The following is a 16,822-nucleotide window of genomic DNA, read 5'->3' on the forward strand; positions in this document are numbered from 1 at the left end:
ATTGTAATCCTCCAAAAAATGTTTTACACTATGTTCGCCTATCCAATACTTTATAATTTGAATTTATTTATTCTACAGATAATAATTTTCCCATTTTCATCACATCTACACGCTCGCCGTCCATTATTGCGTTAATTTTTTATTAAATAAAAAAGGAACAACACTGCTACCTCAAATATTAGTTCTTTTAAGTATTGAAATCAGCGTAATTTATATATTTCCCCTATAATATTACTATGTCAGACATTTTTATACTTAAAATGACTTCTTATCCATTATAATTCTAGGGGGATACATAGTGACCAAAATTAAACTCGACTTTTTTGAAGAACTAATCTCATCACACAATACAGGCTTAATTGTAGGAAATGGATTCAGTATGAACTTTGATAGCTGTTTTAGCAATATTTATGGCTGTTTAAAAGAAGGAAGCTATGCTTTATCTAAAAATGGTGTATTTTCCATTTCACCAGGTGCTAAACCTCATACTAAAGCAATAATTAAGGAAAATTATAATAATGTATTAAGGTATGTTCGTACCCTTAATCAAAAACAATTAGAGGAAATTTTTAAAGATGCTATAGCCTTTGCAGGATTTATTACAACAAACTCAACTATTTGGGATTTTTTAAATCAAAATAAACATTTAAATCGATTAAAAGTTGGACCAGATATGCTAGAAATTACAGAAAATATCTATAGAATTGGTATTACTAAAGGATTTCAATTTGTTAATATTGAAAATTGGCCAATACTTATATGGTTATTTCACTTGATTGAAGACCTAGCTGAATTTAAAAATTATAATCAGCAGAATAACCGTTTCATTACCCTCCTTAAAATAGGTGGACGAAAAAGCATATCGCCGCCTAACTCAGCAGGAGATGTAATCGTAAAAACAAAATTTAATGGTTTTGCAATTTACTATCGTTTGCTTATGTTAACTATCATCTTTGGAAACGGAAAAGCAGTTGATTTAAAAAAAGCAGAGTATGTAGAAAAAGTTAATCGACACTCGTTGACATGCTGGTTACAAGAATTCAAAGAGCTGTTCAGCTTAAATTATGATCTACTTCTGGAACAAATCGGTCATCGACCTGTAACTTATCTACATGGGCATTTCCGAAATAATGCAGCAGGGTTTTCGTATTTTCAGTCATACTCTATGAGATATGGTGATAAACAATATTATACCAACGATATTATATTAGGTGACTACGCTACTACGAAGGTATTAGATCAACTCATACATTCCCTAGCAATGAAAGATATCGCCTTTGAACAACCACGAGTTGATCCATTAAAAGAATTAACATTAAAAATGAATGAATCCAAAATAAATCATATTGTATTTTTTGGTATGCATCCAGAAAATGATTACCACATTTTAAGTGGAATATACCATAATTTTTTAACGACTAAACTAGATACTCCCATGATTACATATTGCTACTTTAATGAACAGGAGATAGAGGATTTCACTTACACTTTCTATAAGATTACCGATTCAATTTACAGAAATAAAAATTTAATTCCTCTGCATTTTGTTGACTCTAAAGAAGTTATTAATCGATATTTTGTGTAAATATATATATCAATCTATGTTATAACTGGTAACTGTTTAGAAAATAATAAAAAGATGTTTTGAACAAATTACCTAAAAATGTCCAAAGATCCTAAGTGTTTTAATTATATGTTTGTAAATAAAGTAACCATCTATCTAGCTATCATGCATAATAGCTAGATAGATGGTTACTAAGGTTGTTTAAATACAGACACTTACTTTCATTGTAAAATTTTTAAAATAATAAAATATTTAACTTTCGAAGAATGAATCATTTACAATGACTTCTTAGAAAATCAGTTCAAAAAATAACTTCTCAATACTTTTGATCAATCGTTGAACTAAATATTTCTTCTAAAAAAATTTCTGTTAATTCCTTATAAACAAACATTTTAACACTGTTTTCAATATTACGGACATTAGTAAATCGATCTACATTTGTTAACAAAAAGGATTTTAAGTCCTTTTTATGTAGATATTCAACATCTTCTTTACTGAACTCCATAAGAACTTCTTCATAGAATTTACTTACAAGCCTAGTTTTACTAGCAGTATCTAAATGATTAAACTTTATAAAATGCGTAAACCTAGAGTAAAGAGCTGAACCGATTGTATCATGTATTTCTTTTACTGAATTAAAATTAGATGTACAGATTATGATTGTGTTTGTAAGATCTACTTTATAGTTGTTATCTTCATAAATTCCTTCATCGAATATTTGGAAAAATGCCGAATAAAAATCAGATGGGCATTGACTAAATTCATCCAATAAGATTACATTACCTTCATTTCTTATTAAATCTTTTGTCAGCGCTTTCCCTCCCATTTCTCCTCCAAAAAGGTAGTTATAAAATTCATTTGCTTTAAACATGGACAATTGCTGCCTACACAAAGGTGCTGAGCTTATACAATTATTAATAATCTTAGCACTTTCTGTTTTCCCAACACCCGGGGGTCCATAAAACATTAATACGATTGGCTTACTGGATTGTTTATTTATTAAAGGGTATAAGGCTGTTATCATTTGTTTTAATACACTATCTTGCCCTAAAATTTTCTCATTAAAAGTTAAAGCAACTTTCCTTAAATCATTTTTCGTTAAAGGTTCTCTCTTGTATTTTTCCTTCATAACTCCTACACATTGTTCTGAATGCTTTAGACTTTCTAAACCTTTAATAAAGTTTTTAGGAGGGTTTTGAATAACTGCATGTGATATATAACCTAGTTGAATCCAGCTGTATATGAGATACGGTAAGTTATCTATAAAGTGATCTCGAAAAGAAAAGAAGTCCTCTGTCTTAGCTACTAATACTATTTCTTCATCTTCATTTTGTTCTTTAATTGACACAAGTATAGTATCTAGAGAAACTTTATCTAGATTTTTAGCTAACTCTTTAAGAGGAAATCTTTTAAAACTTTCATATATCCTGTGTTCTTCAGTAAATGTGTTGAAAGCTGTATCTGGTCCTTCGAAAACAAAAAAATCGGTCATTCTTTATTCAACCCCCGCTAAAATAATATCTATAATATCTAAATTATCCTTTTCGCTAGAAGGCTTTTCATTTTTTTCATTTTCAAAAGCATCGAACCCTAAACTTTCACTGTTCACATCCTTCTTCGGCTGTATTTCATACATGAAGTTCAATGAAGCTTCCGTTGCTTCTCCTACCTTTACTCCATAAAGTGTTAAAGACATCAATTGTAAATCTTGTAATCTATAATTATTTCTAAATCCATCTAAATTGAATCTAACAATAGATTTTTTTGAATCCCCATCTACTGCCACTAGCTCGTAATATCCTTTTGCACTTTCTAATATCTCGTCCATTTTATGAAAGTTAAAATTTTCAATATCACTTTGTAATGTATTTTTACCAAAGTCTTCTTTTAAAATTTTTATAAAAGGCGTGATTGATTTCAAATACGTTGCAGACTCCGCTAAAATTGATAAATCGTTCACTTTAATTGTTTCTAATTGAATTTCTTTATCTCCTTTTTTCGGTTTGGGATTATACAACAGTTCTAAAAAACTAGTTAAAATGGTATTAGTAATATTGGTAAAGATAATATTTCTTTTATTTCTAGATAAACCTGCTTTTAAACTTCCTGTAATACCTGTAGTTAAATTATCTAACCATCCTGTACCAAAAGCACCTTCCCCACCAAACTTACTTGCCTTTTCAACCATACTTTGCAAAATTTCTTCAGATCTACCTTTATTCTTAATATCTATTAAGTCTAAAGCAGACGCTTCATCAAAATATATGATTTTTCTCATTTTATACGCTCCTCAACTATATAGAATACTTATAAATAAAAAATCTCTTATTTGTTAACTAAAGGAATAAATACATTTCCTTCTATTATATAAAAGAAATGATAAAGATGATATAAACGTACTATTTAATACCATCTTTTCAAACAATTATTTTTAGTATTAGTACACAAAATTCTGTAATTATAAAATAAAAAAGCATGACTTGAAATTGTCATGCTTTTCCTTATGTTTCATGTTTCATTCTTCATTCATACATATATTTACTGTTCTTTTTTCAAGATTCTCTGTATTTTTTCTACACTTAATTCCACTGCCTCTGCAATTTTTTCGAAAGACAAGCCCATTTTACTCAATTTTAGAATTATTTGTTTTTTCTCCCCCATGGCTCCTTGCTCTCTAGCGGTCTCTATCTCTGATACCTTATCTCTTAGCTCTTTTTCTCGTGCTTCATACAAACGGCGAAAAGACTCATCACTACTCATATGTTCCCAATTCTGGATTGCTTTTTTCAAAACTGGATCTTTCTCCATTGCTATCTCCTCCAAAATCGTTGTTAATCTTTCATCTTCATGTGCAGGAAAGAGTAATAGCCAGCGTACTAATGTATCTTTCCATGGATCGACACGTTCTCCCTGCCATTCTTTTATGAGTTTTGGAATTTCAATAAAATGCAACTCCAGATCCTCTGTTATAATACGCTTCGATTTTCTATTCATTACCACTCCTACATTATGAAAATCTTCTTCCGGAAAAATAATGAAATCGACTAAATTAATACAAATTGTTTGACGTAAAGACTTATAAAACATGCCTTTTTTTAATTGAGAACTATACATGTTTGACCAATAATACAAAGAACGTTCCTTCATATCCTTTTTATCTCGAACTTGTATCTCTATATTCACTTTTATACCATTGTTTAAGGTAGCACGCAAATCTAAAATAGACAGCTTATCATCCTCATGTTCCTTTGAAAGATGTGGGTCATCTATATGTAAAGAAATAATTGTTTCCTCTAAAGTTGATTGTAACACTGCATTCAGGAAACTAGTTAAAATTTCCTCATTTCCTTCTACTCCAAATAGCTGTTTAAAAGCAAAATCAACTCGTAAATTTACTAGATCTTTTTTTGTATTTGTATTCATATTTATTCCCTCTACCTTTCTTTCCTACAGTGGATAACTATAAAAATCCCTATCTATAGACATAACAAAAAGATAGAATCATTCATTCTATCTTCGATATCCTAGTTATTCATAAAAAATATAATTCGCTTCGCGGGTCTTATACTTTTTATAATTTTCCTCTAATTGCAAAAGCAACCGAATTAATATATTTTTGGAATTTAACAACTCATTTGTATTTACACGTCATTACTTTAATTATGCATTAGTCTACAACTTTGTTGTAAAGTCCATAACTATGTTGTAAATTCTACAACCTTCTTGTATAATCCACGACTTTGTTGTAATTATACATTTATGACCTTCACAATCTCTGAAATACAGGTTTAAATCCCGCTTGCATTGTATCATCCAACCCCTTACCTTGCGTTGGATTCCATGCAGCTATGATTACGTTATAGCCCTCTGTCTTTAACTTTGTCGCAAAGTCTATAAGAGCTTTTCTTACTTTTTGATTCTCTACTAAATCGGCATCAAACGCTAAATAGACATTTTCTACACCCATATCCTTTAATACAGGCATAGTAATTCGCCAAGCATTTACACCAGGAATCGCAAGAACCGTTGTTCCTATTTCAGAAAGCTCCTCTTTATTAAATCTCTCTGGAAGCAAATCAGCAACCAGATCTGCTTTCATAGCTCCCTCTGTAATCATTACTGAGTTGGTTTGATGTAAGGTACCAGAATTCCAATGTTTCAAATGAGAACTTGGTACAGCTACATGTACAGGAAGTGGATTTTCACTACCGCCTGCACCAGTTCCTTGATTTTTGTTTGCTGATGAGACCCACAGATATTTTTGCCCTTTATGAATCTTTACAACAATTTGTCCCTCTTGAAATGGAATCTCTACCTTTTTGCTCACTTCTAGTTCGCCTTCAAAGATACAATCACCATTTTTAATTATCTTCACAACATTAGGCTGTTCGATTAATTCTGCTTGAACTCCAGTAGGTGCAGATTTCACATGAACGGAGTTTTTCACTTCATCCACACGAACCTGCCATCCAACAATTTGATTGTACTGATTCCGAAAAGGAATCAATATACCAGGAGATCCTGACATCAAACGAAGAGAACGTTGACCTTTCTTCATCTCATAGAAACCCGGGATTCCCTGCCAGCAATTTTTATTCCCCATCTGTTTAAATAGCTGCTCCCAAACAGTCGTATACGTATTATCCTCCTCTAACACAATTTGTTGTTTTAAGAAAGAACGATATTGACGTATTTGTATTTGTTCTTCGCTCATTTTTCTATCTTTTAATAAATGTGCATGATGATGCTCTTGTAATGGTATGAACTCCATTAATTTACGATTAAACACATTTAATTCCTCATTACTTTTCTTATCATGAATCTGAATTTCATCCACCTCAGGCAATTGATATTTATCTTTTCCTTTTATGTAGTGAATGTAGCTTGGATTGCCCGTGTTTTTTCCATAAATCCATTTACTTTCTACACGTGTACATGCTACCTTATCTTGCGAAACGTGCAGCATACAATTACCTGTATCATAACAAACTGGACAAGGTATACGGTAAAACTCCCACCAGCTACCTCTCGGATAAGCACTTGTTAAACGAAACTGTCCTTTTTGAATGTTATAATTCATTTTTCCCCACTCCTTATATACTGTTTATTATATATGGGACTATTACTTCGATTAAACTTTTTATAATTACATTAGGATATTACGTATAATCATCTAATGGATATACAAAAGGATACGCATTACAAACTAAATAATCATTTCTATGTTCTTGATCTTGCAAATCCGATTCTACGTATGCTTCAAATGCTCTAGCAAACATCTCGTGATTTGTAGACTAATACTTTTTGCTTCTATTCTTATATAACTTAATTGCTGTATCAAAGTACATAGACACTTGCGCTTCATAAGATATTCCATCAAATTTTCCGCCTGTTTTTCATAATAAGCCAACATTTGTGTAGCTCTCTTGAATTCTTTGTCAATCTTACGTTCCATGCGTGCCTTTGTTACTCCTGATAAAATAAAAGACAGAAATTCATAGTAATTCTTCACTACAAATTTCTGTCATTCCCTCTGTCTGCATACTTCCATATAGTTCTGTAAATTATTCATTACGATACACTGACACCTGTTAAAGAGAATACATCCTCTTTTATTGGATTAAGTGCTTGTTATGCACGTAAACTTTGAATAGGATCATCTGGATGTACAGAATAAAATAACGATACTTCATAACCGTTTATCATAATTAAATACCCCTAAATAAAAATTTTTGCTCAATGTGATAATGGGTTCTCCAATCAAACAGACTTGGAAACAACACAAAAAGGACTTCTTCAAGTCGATTAAAAATGTATATAGCAAAATAAGCTATATATACACTAATCGGCTCAAAGAAGCCCTTTCAGAATTAAAACAAGACGCAGCTTGCTTCTACATCTCAACCACAACTCATAAAGTGTGAGAATAAACAGAATCAAATAAACAATAAATACAATTACATATTAATGAATTCACATAAAAATTTCAACAACTTTATATTTCCTTAAGATTTTTCGCTCCATTCTACTTTCCAATGAATATTTTTGTAGAACCATAAGTTTCTACCGTGTTAAATTGCAATTGTAAATCTTGCTCTCTTATACTAGCTCGTACATATCACACTAATTTCATCAGTCATCCCCTAATACTATTTAAAATTTATCATTGTTTTATATACTCTATTTCAGACTAACTCTTAGATAAATATAAGGTAAGATTTTAATAATTTTTCACAGCATTTCCCCACATCATCTAAAAGCATCAACTTTTAGACAGTTGAAATTTATTTTCGTTCTTTGTGTTCGTTTGTTTTGTAAAATGTTAAATAAAATTGAAACTGCATCCTTCTAGTTAATAAGTAGTAATTAAAAAAAATAATAAAAAAGAGTGCTATTAAAATATGCACTCTTTCAAAAGACTTTACCAATCTCGATGGTCACCATGATCATGCTCACGATCGTGGTCATGATTACGTCTACGACGACACTCATCACAATCGCAGTCACGTCTACAATGACAGTCGTTAAAATCGTTTCTTCTTCGTCTACGGCCGCAACCGCAAAATACTAAATCATCCCAAAATCTATTACAATCTCGAGAATGTCCAAAATTATTATCCCATCCCATAGATATGATTCCCTCCTCTAAAATAGAATTCATCATATTCTATGATTAAAAGGTAGAAATAGTTTGTTTATTAGTCCATGTTTCAAACTAATAATATTTCAATTTGCAAGTCTATCTCACGCCCTATCTTTCCTTAACAACAAACAAGATACCATCCCAATTATGGCAACGCCCACGATAATTCCTATACACTTAATCAAGAATATTTACCCTAACATCATTTATTTCTTTGCTTCCATACCCCATTCTCTTTACGATAAGTATTCTTCCCATTCATGAATCCGGCTGTATTACCAGGGATGCTATATTTCTTATTCTTAGTCTTTTTCTTCATCCTCTTTTCTTCTTGAACAGCCTGCAAATCTACCTTCCATTGTTTCAACAAATCCTTTTTACGTCGCATCGAATTTGTACCCCTCAGATTAAAATGAAAATCCATTAATCATATTATATATATTTATGTTTTATTTTCAATATAAAGAGAGCACCCTCGCTATTGGCGCTCTCAATGTGAATTGGGGTTTATTCTGAGCATTGAATAGGACACGAAGAACTCGTCCTATTACATTATATGCTTGTCCTTATCATAATGTGCAAAAAAAAGCACCCTCGCCCAGGCGCCAAAAGATACATATACTTTGAGGTAACTAACACGTTAGAAAAGACCCTTCCATATCATTGTATGATTATCGATTATCTTTATACCTAGATGACACATTAAATACGTTTAATGTGTCATCTAGGTATAACTAGGAAAAAAGCAACCGTTATGGACGTTTTCCTCATCTTACCTAATCAACTACATAAAATAACTTTTTTGATACATTTATGAAACATTTATGTGTTATCTTCAGTAAGTTCTTTTCTTTTCATAAACCGTGTGGATTATACCAACACAAGAATCTCTAGATCCCTAAATCTAGAGATTCTTCGTTTTAATAACTATTTTGTCCAACCATGTATAGACAACTATATATTTAGGTGTTAAAATATTATTGTGATTCCCACGTGGTTTCACATACGACTTTTTTCTTCGATTATGGGGTTCTTACGTAATGTAAGGACCATTTTTTATTCAAATAAGGACTTTTTAAAAATTTATATGTACATATTTTTCAGTATATAATTAAATTATCAATATATTAGAGACAATAATGATTTTGTAATATATTTGTTTCGGAATGAGTGCAGTTTTTAGCATACTGAAGAAATTTCGAAAGCCTCAGATAAACCGGTTCTTGGTTTTAGTTGATTCTTTAATTTTGCTGGGAGCTTTATTCCTAGTAGGTAGCATCTTCATCCCTCTTTTAACCCTTGAGTAAAAAGGAACGTTCTTACTGCCTTTCTTACTCACTAATTTCAAATGCACTGCGTACACTTTTCCCTTCTTTGCTGTTTCATATGAATTCATACCATTTTTGACCTGTTTGAAGAAGGCCGACTGGCTTATTCCATTCCGTTCAGCTGGTGTTATCATCCTAGAATTAATGTCACCTTTTATCTTTACATGTTAAAAAATATTCGGATAGGAGTCCTAATACATATTATTAATATTAAGCTGGTTCACGTCAGAGGAAGGTACCTTAGGTTGTCTTTTTTTTATTTTCTTTCGACATAATATGAAAATATGCAAATTAATAATTTGCTATTATTATCTAGAAATCTTACATTTATCTACAAATTATTATTGTATTTTTAATTTTTTAAATGTAAAATATTTCAATGTAAATACATACCATTTAGGGAGATGGAGAAAATTATGAAAAAATTATTAGTTTCAGCAACAGCGGTAACACTATTAACAGTGGGGTACAGTTCTTCTGCATTTGCAGCTAAGAGTCCGAATGATACAAAAAACTGTGGCCATTTTAAAAGTCAACAAGATGCTCAAGCATTCTGGGATCAAAATGGATATGGTGTTGGAAATGATCCACACCGTTTAGATAATGATAAAGACGGCATTCCATGTGAAGATTATAAATATCCAAAGAGCACAAATACTACAACAGAAAATAAAGAAACTACTAAACCTCAAGAACAACCTAAACAAGAAAATACTAAACAGGAAAACACTAAACAAGAACCTGTTAAACAAGAAAACACTAAGCAAGAGAATTCAAAACAAAATAACCAAACAACAAATACTACACAAGAACAAACTAAGCCTCAAACAACTGCAAAAGAAACAAAGAAAAATACTAATACAGTTGTGAAAAAAGAAACAAAAAAACAAGGTGAAAAATTACCTAATACAGCATCAAACGGTGTTACAATGATGTTAGCAAGCTTAGGATTAGCATTAGCTGGTTCTGTATTAATGTTCCGTCGTAAAAAGACAAACGCATAAAATAGTTCCTTAAAACGGCAGGAGAAATCCTGTCGTTTTCAAATGGAGTGATAAAAGTGAATAAAAAACAATGGATAGGCTTATGTTTAACTGTTATTGGACTTACTATCTTTTCCTATTATTTTCTAGAATGGTATAGTGCTAGACAATCAGCAGAGTCGTTAACAACTAACGAGGCTAAACAATATGAGACCTCCACACCTTCTAAAGAAAATGAAACGCAAAACATCAATCAAACAGAGACAGAGATAAAGACTGACACTTCATTACAAGAAGAACCTGTACAAATTCCCGCTTCAAATGTAAACCATCAGTTAGGAGATAAAGTAGCATATTTAATTATCCCTAAAATACAAAAGAAATACTCTATATATTGGGGAGCCGATGATAAAGTACTAAAAAAGGGTGTAGGTATGTTTGTTAGTGACTTAACTACTACACCATCTGGAAATGGCCATACAGTTTTAAGTGGACATAGAGATACTGTTTTTACCGAGCTTGGTCAATTAAAGGAAAATGACCAACTTATTGTGGAATATGAAAATAAAACATATACATATAAAATTAACAAGCATTGGATAACAGATTCAGAAGATCGAACAGTTATTGTAGAAAAAAGTGAGCCAACATTAACATTAACAACTTGTTATCCTTTTGACTATATAGGAGACGCTCCAGATCGGTACATAATTGAATCATCTCTACTTTCCATTCGGTAAGGAAGAAGATCCAAAAATTAAAGTGGTTTAAGTAGGAAGAAGGCACCTTTGGGTGTCTTTTTTTATGAGTAAGAAGTACTGCCAATATGCGAGAAAAAATAGGTCATAAGACGGAATTTCAGCCTGAAAATTCTAAACTATCTTTTTTATTTCCTTTCGACATAATATGACAATATCTTTATATATAGTTTGTTATTATTATCTTGGCAATCTTATATTTTACATAATTGGAGGAACAAACGTGGGAAAAATATTTAAATTTGGATGCCTAGGCATTATAGCTTTATTTGTAATCGGAATAATTGCTATGGTCGCTGGTGGTGGAGACACAACTGAAAAAACTTCAACAGACACTAAAGCAGTATCAAAAGAAGGTGTATCTTCTGATGTAAAAATCGCTGTAGGATCTATGGAAACAGTAGATTCTGTGGGTAATGAATATACAAAAGAACAAGCACAAGGTGTCTTTAAAATTTTAGAAGTTACACTTACTAATAATCAAAAAGACGCTATCACTGTTGATGCTAATAGTTTTAAATTAGTAGATAGCAAAGGTCGTGAATTCACATATTCAACACAAGGTCAAACATCTTTTGACTTAGCTAATGGTGGGAAAACTGACTTCTTCTTAAAACAATTGAATCCTGGTCTAACACAGACAGGTAAAATTGTATTTGATATACCAAAAGATGCTGAAGGTCTTTTCTTAAAAGCAAGTGGCGGTATGACAGGTAAAGAAATTAATTTAAAAGTTGAATAGGAAAAAGGCACTCGAAGGAGTGCCTTTTTTTTAACAACTGGCATTACTTAATGCAGTAAAATAACACTTAAATAGGGCCCAATACATATTATTAAAATTAAAGTGGATCAAGTCAGAGGAAAGCACCTTTGGGTGTCTTTTTTTCTACATTAAAAAGCCTACCTATTTGAACTGAACCTAAAAAATTAGACAAATATATTAAGCAGCTACTAAGGATTGAACTCTGTATTGCACAGGGGACAATCCTTTTAGTTTTGTTTTAATTCTTTTGTGATTGTAGTAATGAATATAAGTTTCTAGTTCTTGCTTAAATTGTTCCATACTTTCAAACTCTTTAAGATAAAGTAATTCAGATTTTAATAAGCCAAAGAAATTTTCCATGACTGCATTATCTAAGCAAATTCCCTTACGGGACATACTTTGGATAACGTTATGTTTTTTAAGCGACTGATGATATTGTCGCATTTGATAATGCCAACCTTGATCCGAGTGTAAAATAGGAGTTTCCTTATCATTCAAACGTTGAAACGCCTTATTTAACATTTTAGAAACAAGGGAATAGGCAGGTCTATGTTCTATATTGTAAGCTATAATGTCTCCGTTATATAAGTCTAAAATAGGTGATAGATATAGTTTTTTACCATGTAAGTGGAACTCCGTCACATCTGTTACCCATTTTTCATTTGGTTTTAATGCGTGAAAATTACGTTTTAAAATATTAGGAGCGAATTTCCCGACAGTCCCTTTATATGAACGATATTTTTTTAGTCGAACAAGACATTTTAATCCCAGGATATTCATTAAACGTCGAACGGTTTTATGATTTAATGCATGGCCTCGATTACGTAATTCCAATGTAATACGACGATAACCATACCTCCCAAAATTCTCAATAAAGATCTCTTTAATTAATTCTTTAACTTTCTTATATTTATCTGGACGTTTCGCTTGTTTCATCCAGTAATAATACGTAATACGAGCGATATTAGCGACTTTCACAAGGTCAACGACCTTGTATTTATGCCTTAATTCATAAATCAATTGCGCTTTGTCTTGGTCTGTGATTTTTTCTTCTTTTGAACTAAGGCATTCAACTTTTTTAAATAGTCATTTTCCATACGCAGACGTTCATTCTCTGCTTGTAGCGCTTCTATAGAACCTTCAAGAGATACTTCGTTTTGTTTTAAATGTTGTAGCTTAGCTTTTTCTTTGGCCATGGTTAGACGCCCCTTTTTCTTTGATTTTAGGGCATCTAATCCTTCTGTTTCATAAGCTACTTTCCATTTTCGAAGTGTTTCGCAAGAAGGAATATTAAAAAAAGCAGCTGTTTCTCTCAGAGATGTCCCATTTTCATTCATATAATGAATTACATCTAGTTTATACTCGAGAGAGTAAGTTGTATAGCGTTTTTCAAACGCCTTTTCCCCTGAAAATTCAAACTGTTTAATCCATTGATAAAGTTCTCTAGGATGAACCCTTATAGAATTAGCAATGGCTTTTCCGCCTTCCGTACCTTCTAGATATCGTTTTACTGCTTGTATTTTATCTTTTGAAGAAAATTTAGCTATAAAAAATACACCTCCAATTGTTAATTATGTGTCTAACAATTGAGGTGCACTTCATTCATAGATAGGCCATTTGTGATTTTGCATTTGCGCACGATGATATAATAACAAAACTCCCTAATTCTCAAGCTCCTTCATTGTTCTTCTTCAATACACTTAAGATGGTACTTTGTATATTAGTCTAAAGTACGAGCAGCTGCATAGAATGATCCAGAACCACCATTTCTGTGAGTAACTTTAAGCTTATATTTACCTTTTGAAAGAGTATTGTACGTATTCGTAAAACCCTTTCCTGCTGCTAACGACCCCTTATCAATAACATTGCCTTTTGAGTCTTTTAAAAACCAGTCAAGCGTGCCTTTAGTATTGTTAGTCATATGAACTCTCATATCCGCTTTTTTTACATGTTCGAACGACACTTCTCTTTCACCATTTATCAGACTGAAATCATCTTTAAGTATTTGGGTACGTTGGATAATTGGTGCTGAATTTTTAGTATTATCTACACCTTCTGTACTTGCTGATGCTGCTCCAATCCCTCCGGTTAATGCGATACCAGTTGCTAATGTTCCTACTACTAATTTCTTGAACATAATAAATCCCCCTTTAATAGTTTTATAACTTACGCTTTAAATGTATCGCAATTGGTATTTTTGTAAATATTTTGAATGTTTATAAATACTTGTTTATCTTTTTGGTAATATTGGGATTCTATTTTATCAAATGGAAAATAGAGGGATTTAAATGAAGATTAATAATGCATAATAAATCAATCAGGTATTTTAATATACTCTCAAAGAGCTGATACACAATTTCTTTAGATTGGAAAACTAAAATCTAATCTACCTAAAAGGAATGCGCCTAATGGCGTCTTTTCTTTATTTTCAAAAAGAACTGCTCAATTAAATCTTAAAAAATAAGGTAAAGTGAACCCGTTGAAATACATGGAATAAACCCTAGTTTTATCCTCTAATCTAAAGGAGGCACTATTGTTATAGGATATGGTGGTAGTTACGGTAAAGGATTCGGTTTCGCTGGAGGGTTAGCTTTATTAGTTGTATTATTTATTCTATTAATCATTATCGGATGCAGTTGCTTCTGCTAAAAAAACTATTGGAAAAGACACTCATATATGAGTGTCTTTTTATGTTTATAACTTTTTTTAGAAAATATTTGAAATATTATACAAGTAATTATATCATTATATAGTAATTGTTTATAATTATAGAAATATTTAGGGGGATTTTTAATGAAATTAGGAAAATTAGTATTAGTCGGAGCTTTAGCATTAGGGGGGGTATCAGCAGTTGGCACACTTGATGCAAAACCAGTGGCAGCAGCAACAAATGTACAAAAAGCAGTAACAACTGAGGACTGGGGCTTTAAAACAATTTTTGACGTGGAAGTTGGAGCTAAAATGATGCCTAGCATTTACACACACAATATGCAATCCAGCTATAAAACTGGTGGTCGTCCTATTTTTATTACTGTACCTTGGGAAACAAATACATTCACATCTCAAGAACAAATTAAAGTCTTCAAAATCCTACCGGGTGGCAACTTAGTTCGTTATCAAACAATGAACTGGAAACAAGAACATGATTACGGTTCAATGCAAAATTTTGCAACATTTGAAGCGCAAATTACAGATGCTTATGATGCAGGTAATTATATTGCAGTAGGATATGTTAAAGGTGAGTTTGTAAAAACTGACTTCTTTACTATCAATAAATAATTTCAATAACCGCTTCCTTAACAAATAGGAGGACAGTTATTTTTTGTGTAAACGTATATTTTCTCAAAATTTTATGATGACCTTTAATACATAAAATATGGTTATCAAGTCGGAAAAAGGCACCGTTGGGTGTCTTTTCTTTTTCTCAATATAAAAAAGCCCACCTATTTCCGTAGGCGAGCTAAATGTAACTTTGCACAATTAATTTATAGCAAAATCATTTGTAGCGAAAGTAATTAAATTTAACTTTGTAACCCTAATACCTTAATAATCTCAATTGTTTTATTATCTTTTATTTTAAAATAAAGCCTTTTCCCTATACGTTCACTAATTACAATATTTCCAAAGGCTAATTTACGCAAATGTTGTACAATCAAATCCTCTGTAATTCTTGTTTGCTTACTTAAATCAGAAACTGACAACGATCCATATGTAATCAATTTACAAACAATTGATAAACGAGTAGAATTCCCTAATAATCCCAAAACTTTTATATTTTCTGTATAGAAACTAAAATCCATATGAAAAGCATGTAACAGATCTTCCAACCTCCTAAAATAAGATGAATAACAACCAAAATATCTTAACATAAAAACAGTAAAAAATAACCTAAAATATTCCAATTATTCATTGAGAAAAATGATACTTGAATGGGAGACCAATACATATTCTTAGAATTAAAGTAATTCAAGTTGGAGGAAGGCACATTTAGTTGTCTTTTCTTTTGTACATTATCTCTATTACGTGCTCATTGATTTTCTATATACGTTTGATACAATTACTGTAGTAGTATTACAGTAATTGCTTGTGTATATAATAAAAGAAGAGATGCGCTAACATTTCTTCTAATAACTGCTACCGTCAGGGTGGTGGTTATATCATTTATTTTTTACGAAACCCACCCTTTTGCTTTGGACGGCGACGAGGAGTGGTTTTTTTGTTATCTTTTTCTAAAATTTTTTTCCTAAAAACATACGCAGAAACTTCACGTACAATGGCTTTCACAAATTCTTTTAGAAGCTTAAACAAAAACCCCATAGGTATATCACCCCCTTTCCTTCCAAATGGAAAGAAGGGATAACCAATCACCCTCACAATATACAGTTAATCCTCTTCTATCATACTAGTACAATCTCACCAATATAAAAAAGACCACCATTAGGCAGTCCTTTTTGGGTAGTTTTAGAGATAAAATTATAACATATTAATATATAAATTATAAATTTTTTCCCAAAAGATACTATAAGTTTTTTATAATTATTGATTTCTCAATCTTCATTTTATGATAAATTTTCCTATAAGGATTAACAAATAACAGTAAAATTATCAATCCATTAGATTATTAGAAAAAACTGGTTATCCGTATAACTATTTGGTAAAATATAGATATCACTTAAGAAGATAAAGTTAATATAGATTAACTAAGTAATCCAAAAGAAATGTTTTATTACATAAAAAAAGGCTCCATTGCTGGAGCGCTCCAAAATAAACAAACGAATTAAAA

17 protein-coding genes are annotated in these 16,822 nt (G+C 31.4%); 6 read left to right on the forward strand and 11 right to left on the reverse strand.

Features of this window, described 5'->3' with window-relative positions; genetic code table 11:
• The first annotated feature begins 298 nt into the window (after positions 1-298).
• A complete protein-coding gene (locus NZ044_RS27135) occupies positions 299-1,585 on the forward strand; it encodes a hypothetical protein (RefSeq protein ID WP_340950067.1) in 1,287 nt (428 codons plus the stop codon).
• Between the two features lie 295 nt (positions 1,586-1,880).
• Here the strand turns inward: NZ044_RS27135 and NZ044_RS27140 are convergent, their stop codons facing one another.
• From NZ044_RS27140 to NZ044_RS27170, 7 genes are all read right to left on the reverse strand, one after another.
• A complete protein-coding gene (locus tag NZ044_RS27140; protein ID WP_340950068.1) occupies positions 1,881-3,056 on the reverse strand; it encodes an AAA family ATPase in 1,176 nt (391 codons plus the stop codon).
• Positions 3,057-3,059: 3 nt separating this feature from the next.
• Positions 3,060-3,842, reverse strand: coding sequence for a DUF6414 family protein (locus NZ044_RS27145; protein ID WP_340950069.1), 783 nt, complete (start codon positions 3,840-3,842; stop codon positions 3,060-3,062).
• A 260-nt stretch (positions 3,843-4,102) separates the two neighbouring features.
• Positions 4,103-4,987 (reverse strand): Rpn family recombination-promoting nuclease/putative transposase, encoded by an 885-nt coding sequence (locus NZ044_RS27150; RefSeq protein WP_340950070.1) that lies wholly within the window; start codon positions 4,985-4,987, stop codon positions 4,103-4,105.
• 343 nt (positions 4,988-5,330) lie between these two features.
• Complete coding sequence (locus NZ044_RS27155; protein WP_098506571.1) at positions 5,331-6,644, reverse strand: DUF3854 domain-containing protein; 1,314 nt, start codon at positions 6,642-6,644, stop codon at positions 5,331-5,333.
• Between the two features lie 79 nt (positions 6,645-6,723).
• The gene (locus tag NZ044_RS30910) at positions 6,724-6,843 is read right to left on the reverse strand and encodes an LPD1 domain-containing protein (RefSeq protein WP_002006325.1); all 120 of its coding nucleotides are present in this window, start codon (positions 6,841-6,843) and stop codon (positions 6,724-6,726) included.
• A 1,142-nt stretch (positions 6,844-7,985) separates the two neighbouring features.
• Entirely contained in the window at positions 7,986-8,192 is a 207-nt protein-coding gene (locus tag NZ044_RS27165; RefSeq protein WP_074625675.1) for a hypothetical protein, read from the reverse strand.
• A 217-nt stretch (positions 8,193-8,409) separates the two neighbouring features.
• A complete protein-coding gene (locus NZ044_RS27170; RefSeq protein WP_001253140.1) occupies positions 8,410-8,595 on the reverse strand; it encodes a hypothetical protein in 186 nt (61 codons plus the stop codon).
• Positions 8,596-9,951: 1,356 nt separating this feature from the next.
• Between NZ044_RS27170 and NZ044_RS27175 the strand changes: the two genes are divergently transcribed.
• From NZ044_RS27175 to NZ044_RS27185, 3 genes are all read left to right on the forward strand, one after another.
• On the forward strand, positions 9,952-10,539 hold the full coding sequence (locus NZ044_RS27175; RefSeq protein WP_086396969.1) for an excalibur calcium-binding domain-containing protein: 588 nt from the start codon (positions 9,952-9,954) through the stop codon (positions 10,537-10,539).
• A gap of 56 nt (positions 10,540-10,595) precedes the next feature.
• Positions 10,596-11,258 (forward strand): class D sortase, encoded by a 663-nt coding sequence (locus tag NZ044_RS27180; RefSeq protein ID WP_340864003.1) that lies wholly within the window; start codon positions 10,596-10,598, stop codon positions 11,256-11,258.
• A 241-nt stretch (positions 11,259-11,499) separates the two neighbouring features.
• A complete protein-coding gene (locus NZ044_RS27185; RefSeq protein WP_061663059.1) occupies positions 11,500-12,018 on the forward strand; it encodes a DUF4352 domain-containing protein in 519 nt (172 codons plus the stop codon).
• Positions 12,019-12,216: 198 nt separating this feature from the next.
• Here NZ044_RS27185 and NZ044_RS27190 read toward each other — a convergent pair.
• Both NZ044_RS27190 and NZ044_RS27195 read right to left on the reverse strand, forming a co-directional pair.
• Positions 12,217-13,586 (reverse strand): IS3 family transposase gene (locus NZ044_RS27190; protein ID WP_098507635.1). Its coding sequence is split into 2 segments (ribosomal slippage): positions 12,217-13,121 and positions 13,121-13,586, totalling 1,371 coding nucleotides; the frame shifts between segments, so codons are not numbered across the junction.
• Between the two features lie 173 nt (positions 13,587-13,759).
• Positions 13,760-14,176 (reverse strand): hypothetical protein, encoded by a 417-nt coding sequence (locus NZ044_RS27195; protein ID WP_061663057.1) that lies wholly within the window; start codon positions 14,174-14,176, stop codon positions 13,760-13,762.
• A gap of 401 nt (positions 14,177-14,577) precedes the next feature.
• On the opposite strand from NZ044_RS27195, the gene NZ044_RS27200 reads away from it, so the two are divergent.
• Positions 14,578-14,688: a YjcZ family sporulation protein gene (locus tag NZ044_RS27200; RefSeq protein ID WP_098506557.1), complete on the forward strand. Its 111-nt coding sequence runs from the start codon at positions 14,578-14,580 to the stop codon at positions 14,686-14,688.
• A gap of 144 nt (positions 14,689-14,832) precedes the next feature.
• Positions 14,833-15,318 (forward strand): DUF5065 family protein, encoded by a 486-nt coding sequence (locus NZ044_RS27205; protein WP_098506556.1) that lies wholly within the window; start codon positions 14,833-14,835, stop codon positions 15,316-15,318.
• A gap of 242 nt (positions 15,319-15,560) precedes the next feature.
• On the opposite strand, the gene NZ044_RS27210 is transcribed toward NZ044_RS27205, so the two are convergent.
• Positions 15,561-15,839, reverse strand: a complete 279-nt coding sequence (locus NZ044_RS27210; protein WP_000347619.1) for an ArsR/SmtB family transcription factor — start codon at positions 15,837-15,839, stop codon at positions 15,561-15,563.
• 361 nt (positions 15,840-16,200) lie between these two features.
• On the reverse strand, positions 16,201-16,356 hold the full coding sequence (locus tag NZ044_RS27215; protein ID WP_000506118.1) for a hypothetical protein: 156 nt from the start codon (positions 16,354-16,356) through the stop codon (positions 16,201-16,203).
• Between the last annotated feature and the right edge of the window lie 466 nt (positions 16,357-16,822).

This window comes from Bacillus sp. FSL K6-1338 (assembly GCF_038006965.1).
In the GTDB taxonomy this organism is placed as follows: Bacteria; Bacillota; Bacilli; order Bacillales; family Bacillaceae_G; genus Bacillus_A; species Bacillus_A thuringiensis_S.

Excerpts from the sequence above, each read along its gene's own strand:
- NZ044_RS27140 (WP_340950068.1), bottom strand. The coding sequence starts at position 3,056 with ATGACCGATTTTTTTGTTTTCGAAGGACCAGATACAGCTTTCAACACA.
- NZ044_RS27145 (WP_340950069.1), bottom strand. The coding sequence starts at position 3,842 with ATGAGAAAAATCATATATTTTGATGAAGCGTCTGCTTTAGACTTAATA.
- NZ044_RS27150 (WP_340950070.1), bottom strand. The coding sequence starts at position 4,987 with ATGAATACAAATACAAAAAAAGATCTAGTAAATTTACGAGTTGATTTT.
- NZ044_RS27155 (WP_098506571.1), bottom strand. The coding sequence starts at position 6,644 with ATGAATTATAACATTCAAAAAGGACAGTTTCGTTTAACAAGTGCTTAT.
- NZ044_RS30910 (WP_002006325.1), bottom strand. The coding sequence starts at position 6,843 with ATGTTTGCTAGAGCATTTGAAGCATACGTAGAATCGGATTTGCAAGAT.
- NZ044_RS27165 (WP_074625675.1), bottom strand. The coding sequence starts at position 8,192 with ATGGGATGGGATAATAATTTTGGACATTCTCGAGATTGTAATAGATTT.
- NZ044_RS27170 (WP_001253140.1), bottom strand. The coding sequence starts at position 8,595 with ATGCGACGTAAAAAGGATTTGTTGAAACAATGGAAGGTAGATTTGCAG.
- NZ044_RS27175 (WP_086396969.1), top strand. The coding sequence starts at position 9,952 with ATGAAAAAATTATTAGTTTCAGCAACAGCGGTAACACTATTAACAGTG.
- NZ044_RS27195 (WP_061663057.1), bottom strand. The coding sequence starts at position 14,176 with ATGTTCAAGAAATTAGTAGTAGGAACATTAGCAACTGGTATCGCATTA.
- NZ044_RS27205 (WP_098506556.1), top strand. The coding sequence starts at position 14,833 with ATGAAATTAGGAAAATTAGTATTAGTCGGAGCTTTAGCATTAGGGGGG.
- NZ044_RS27210 (WP_000347619.1), bottom strand. The coding sequence starts at position 15,839 with ATGGATTTTAGTTTCTATACAGAAAATATAAAAGTTTTGGGATTATTA.
- NZ044_RS27215 (WP_000506118.1), bottom strand. The coding sequence starts at position 16,356 with ATGGGGTTTTTGTTTAAGCTTCTAAAAGAATTTGTGAAAGCCATTGTA.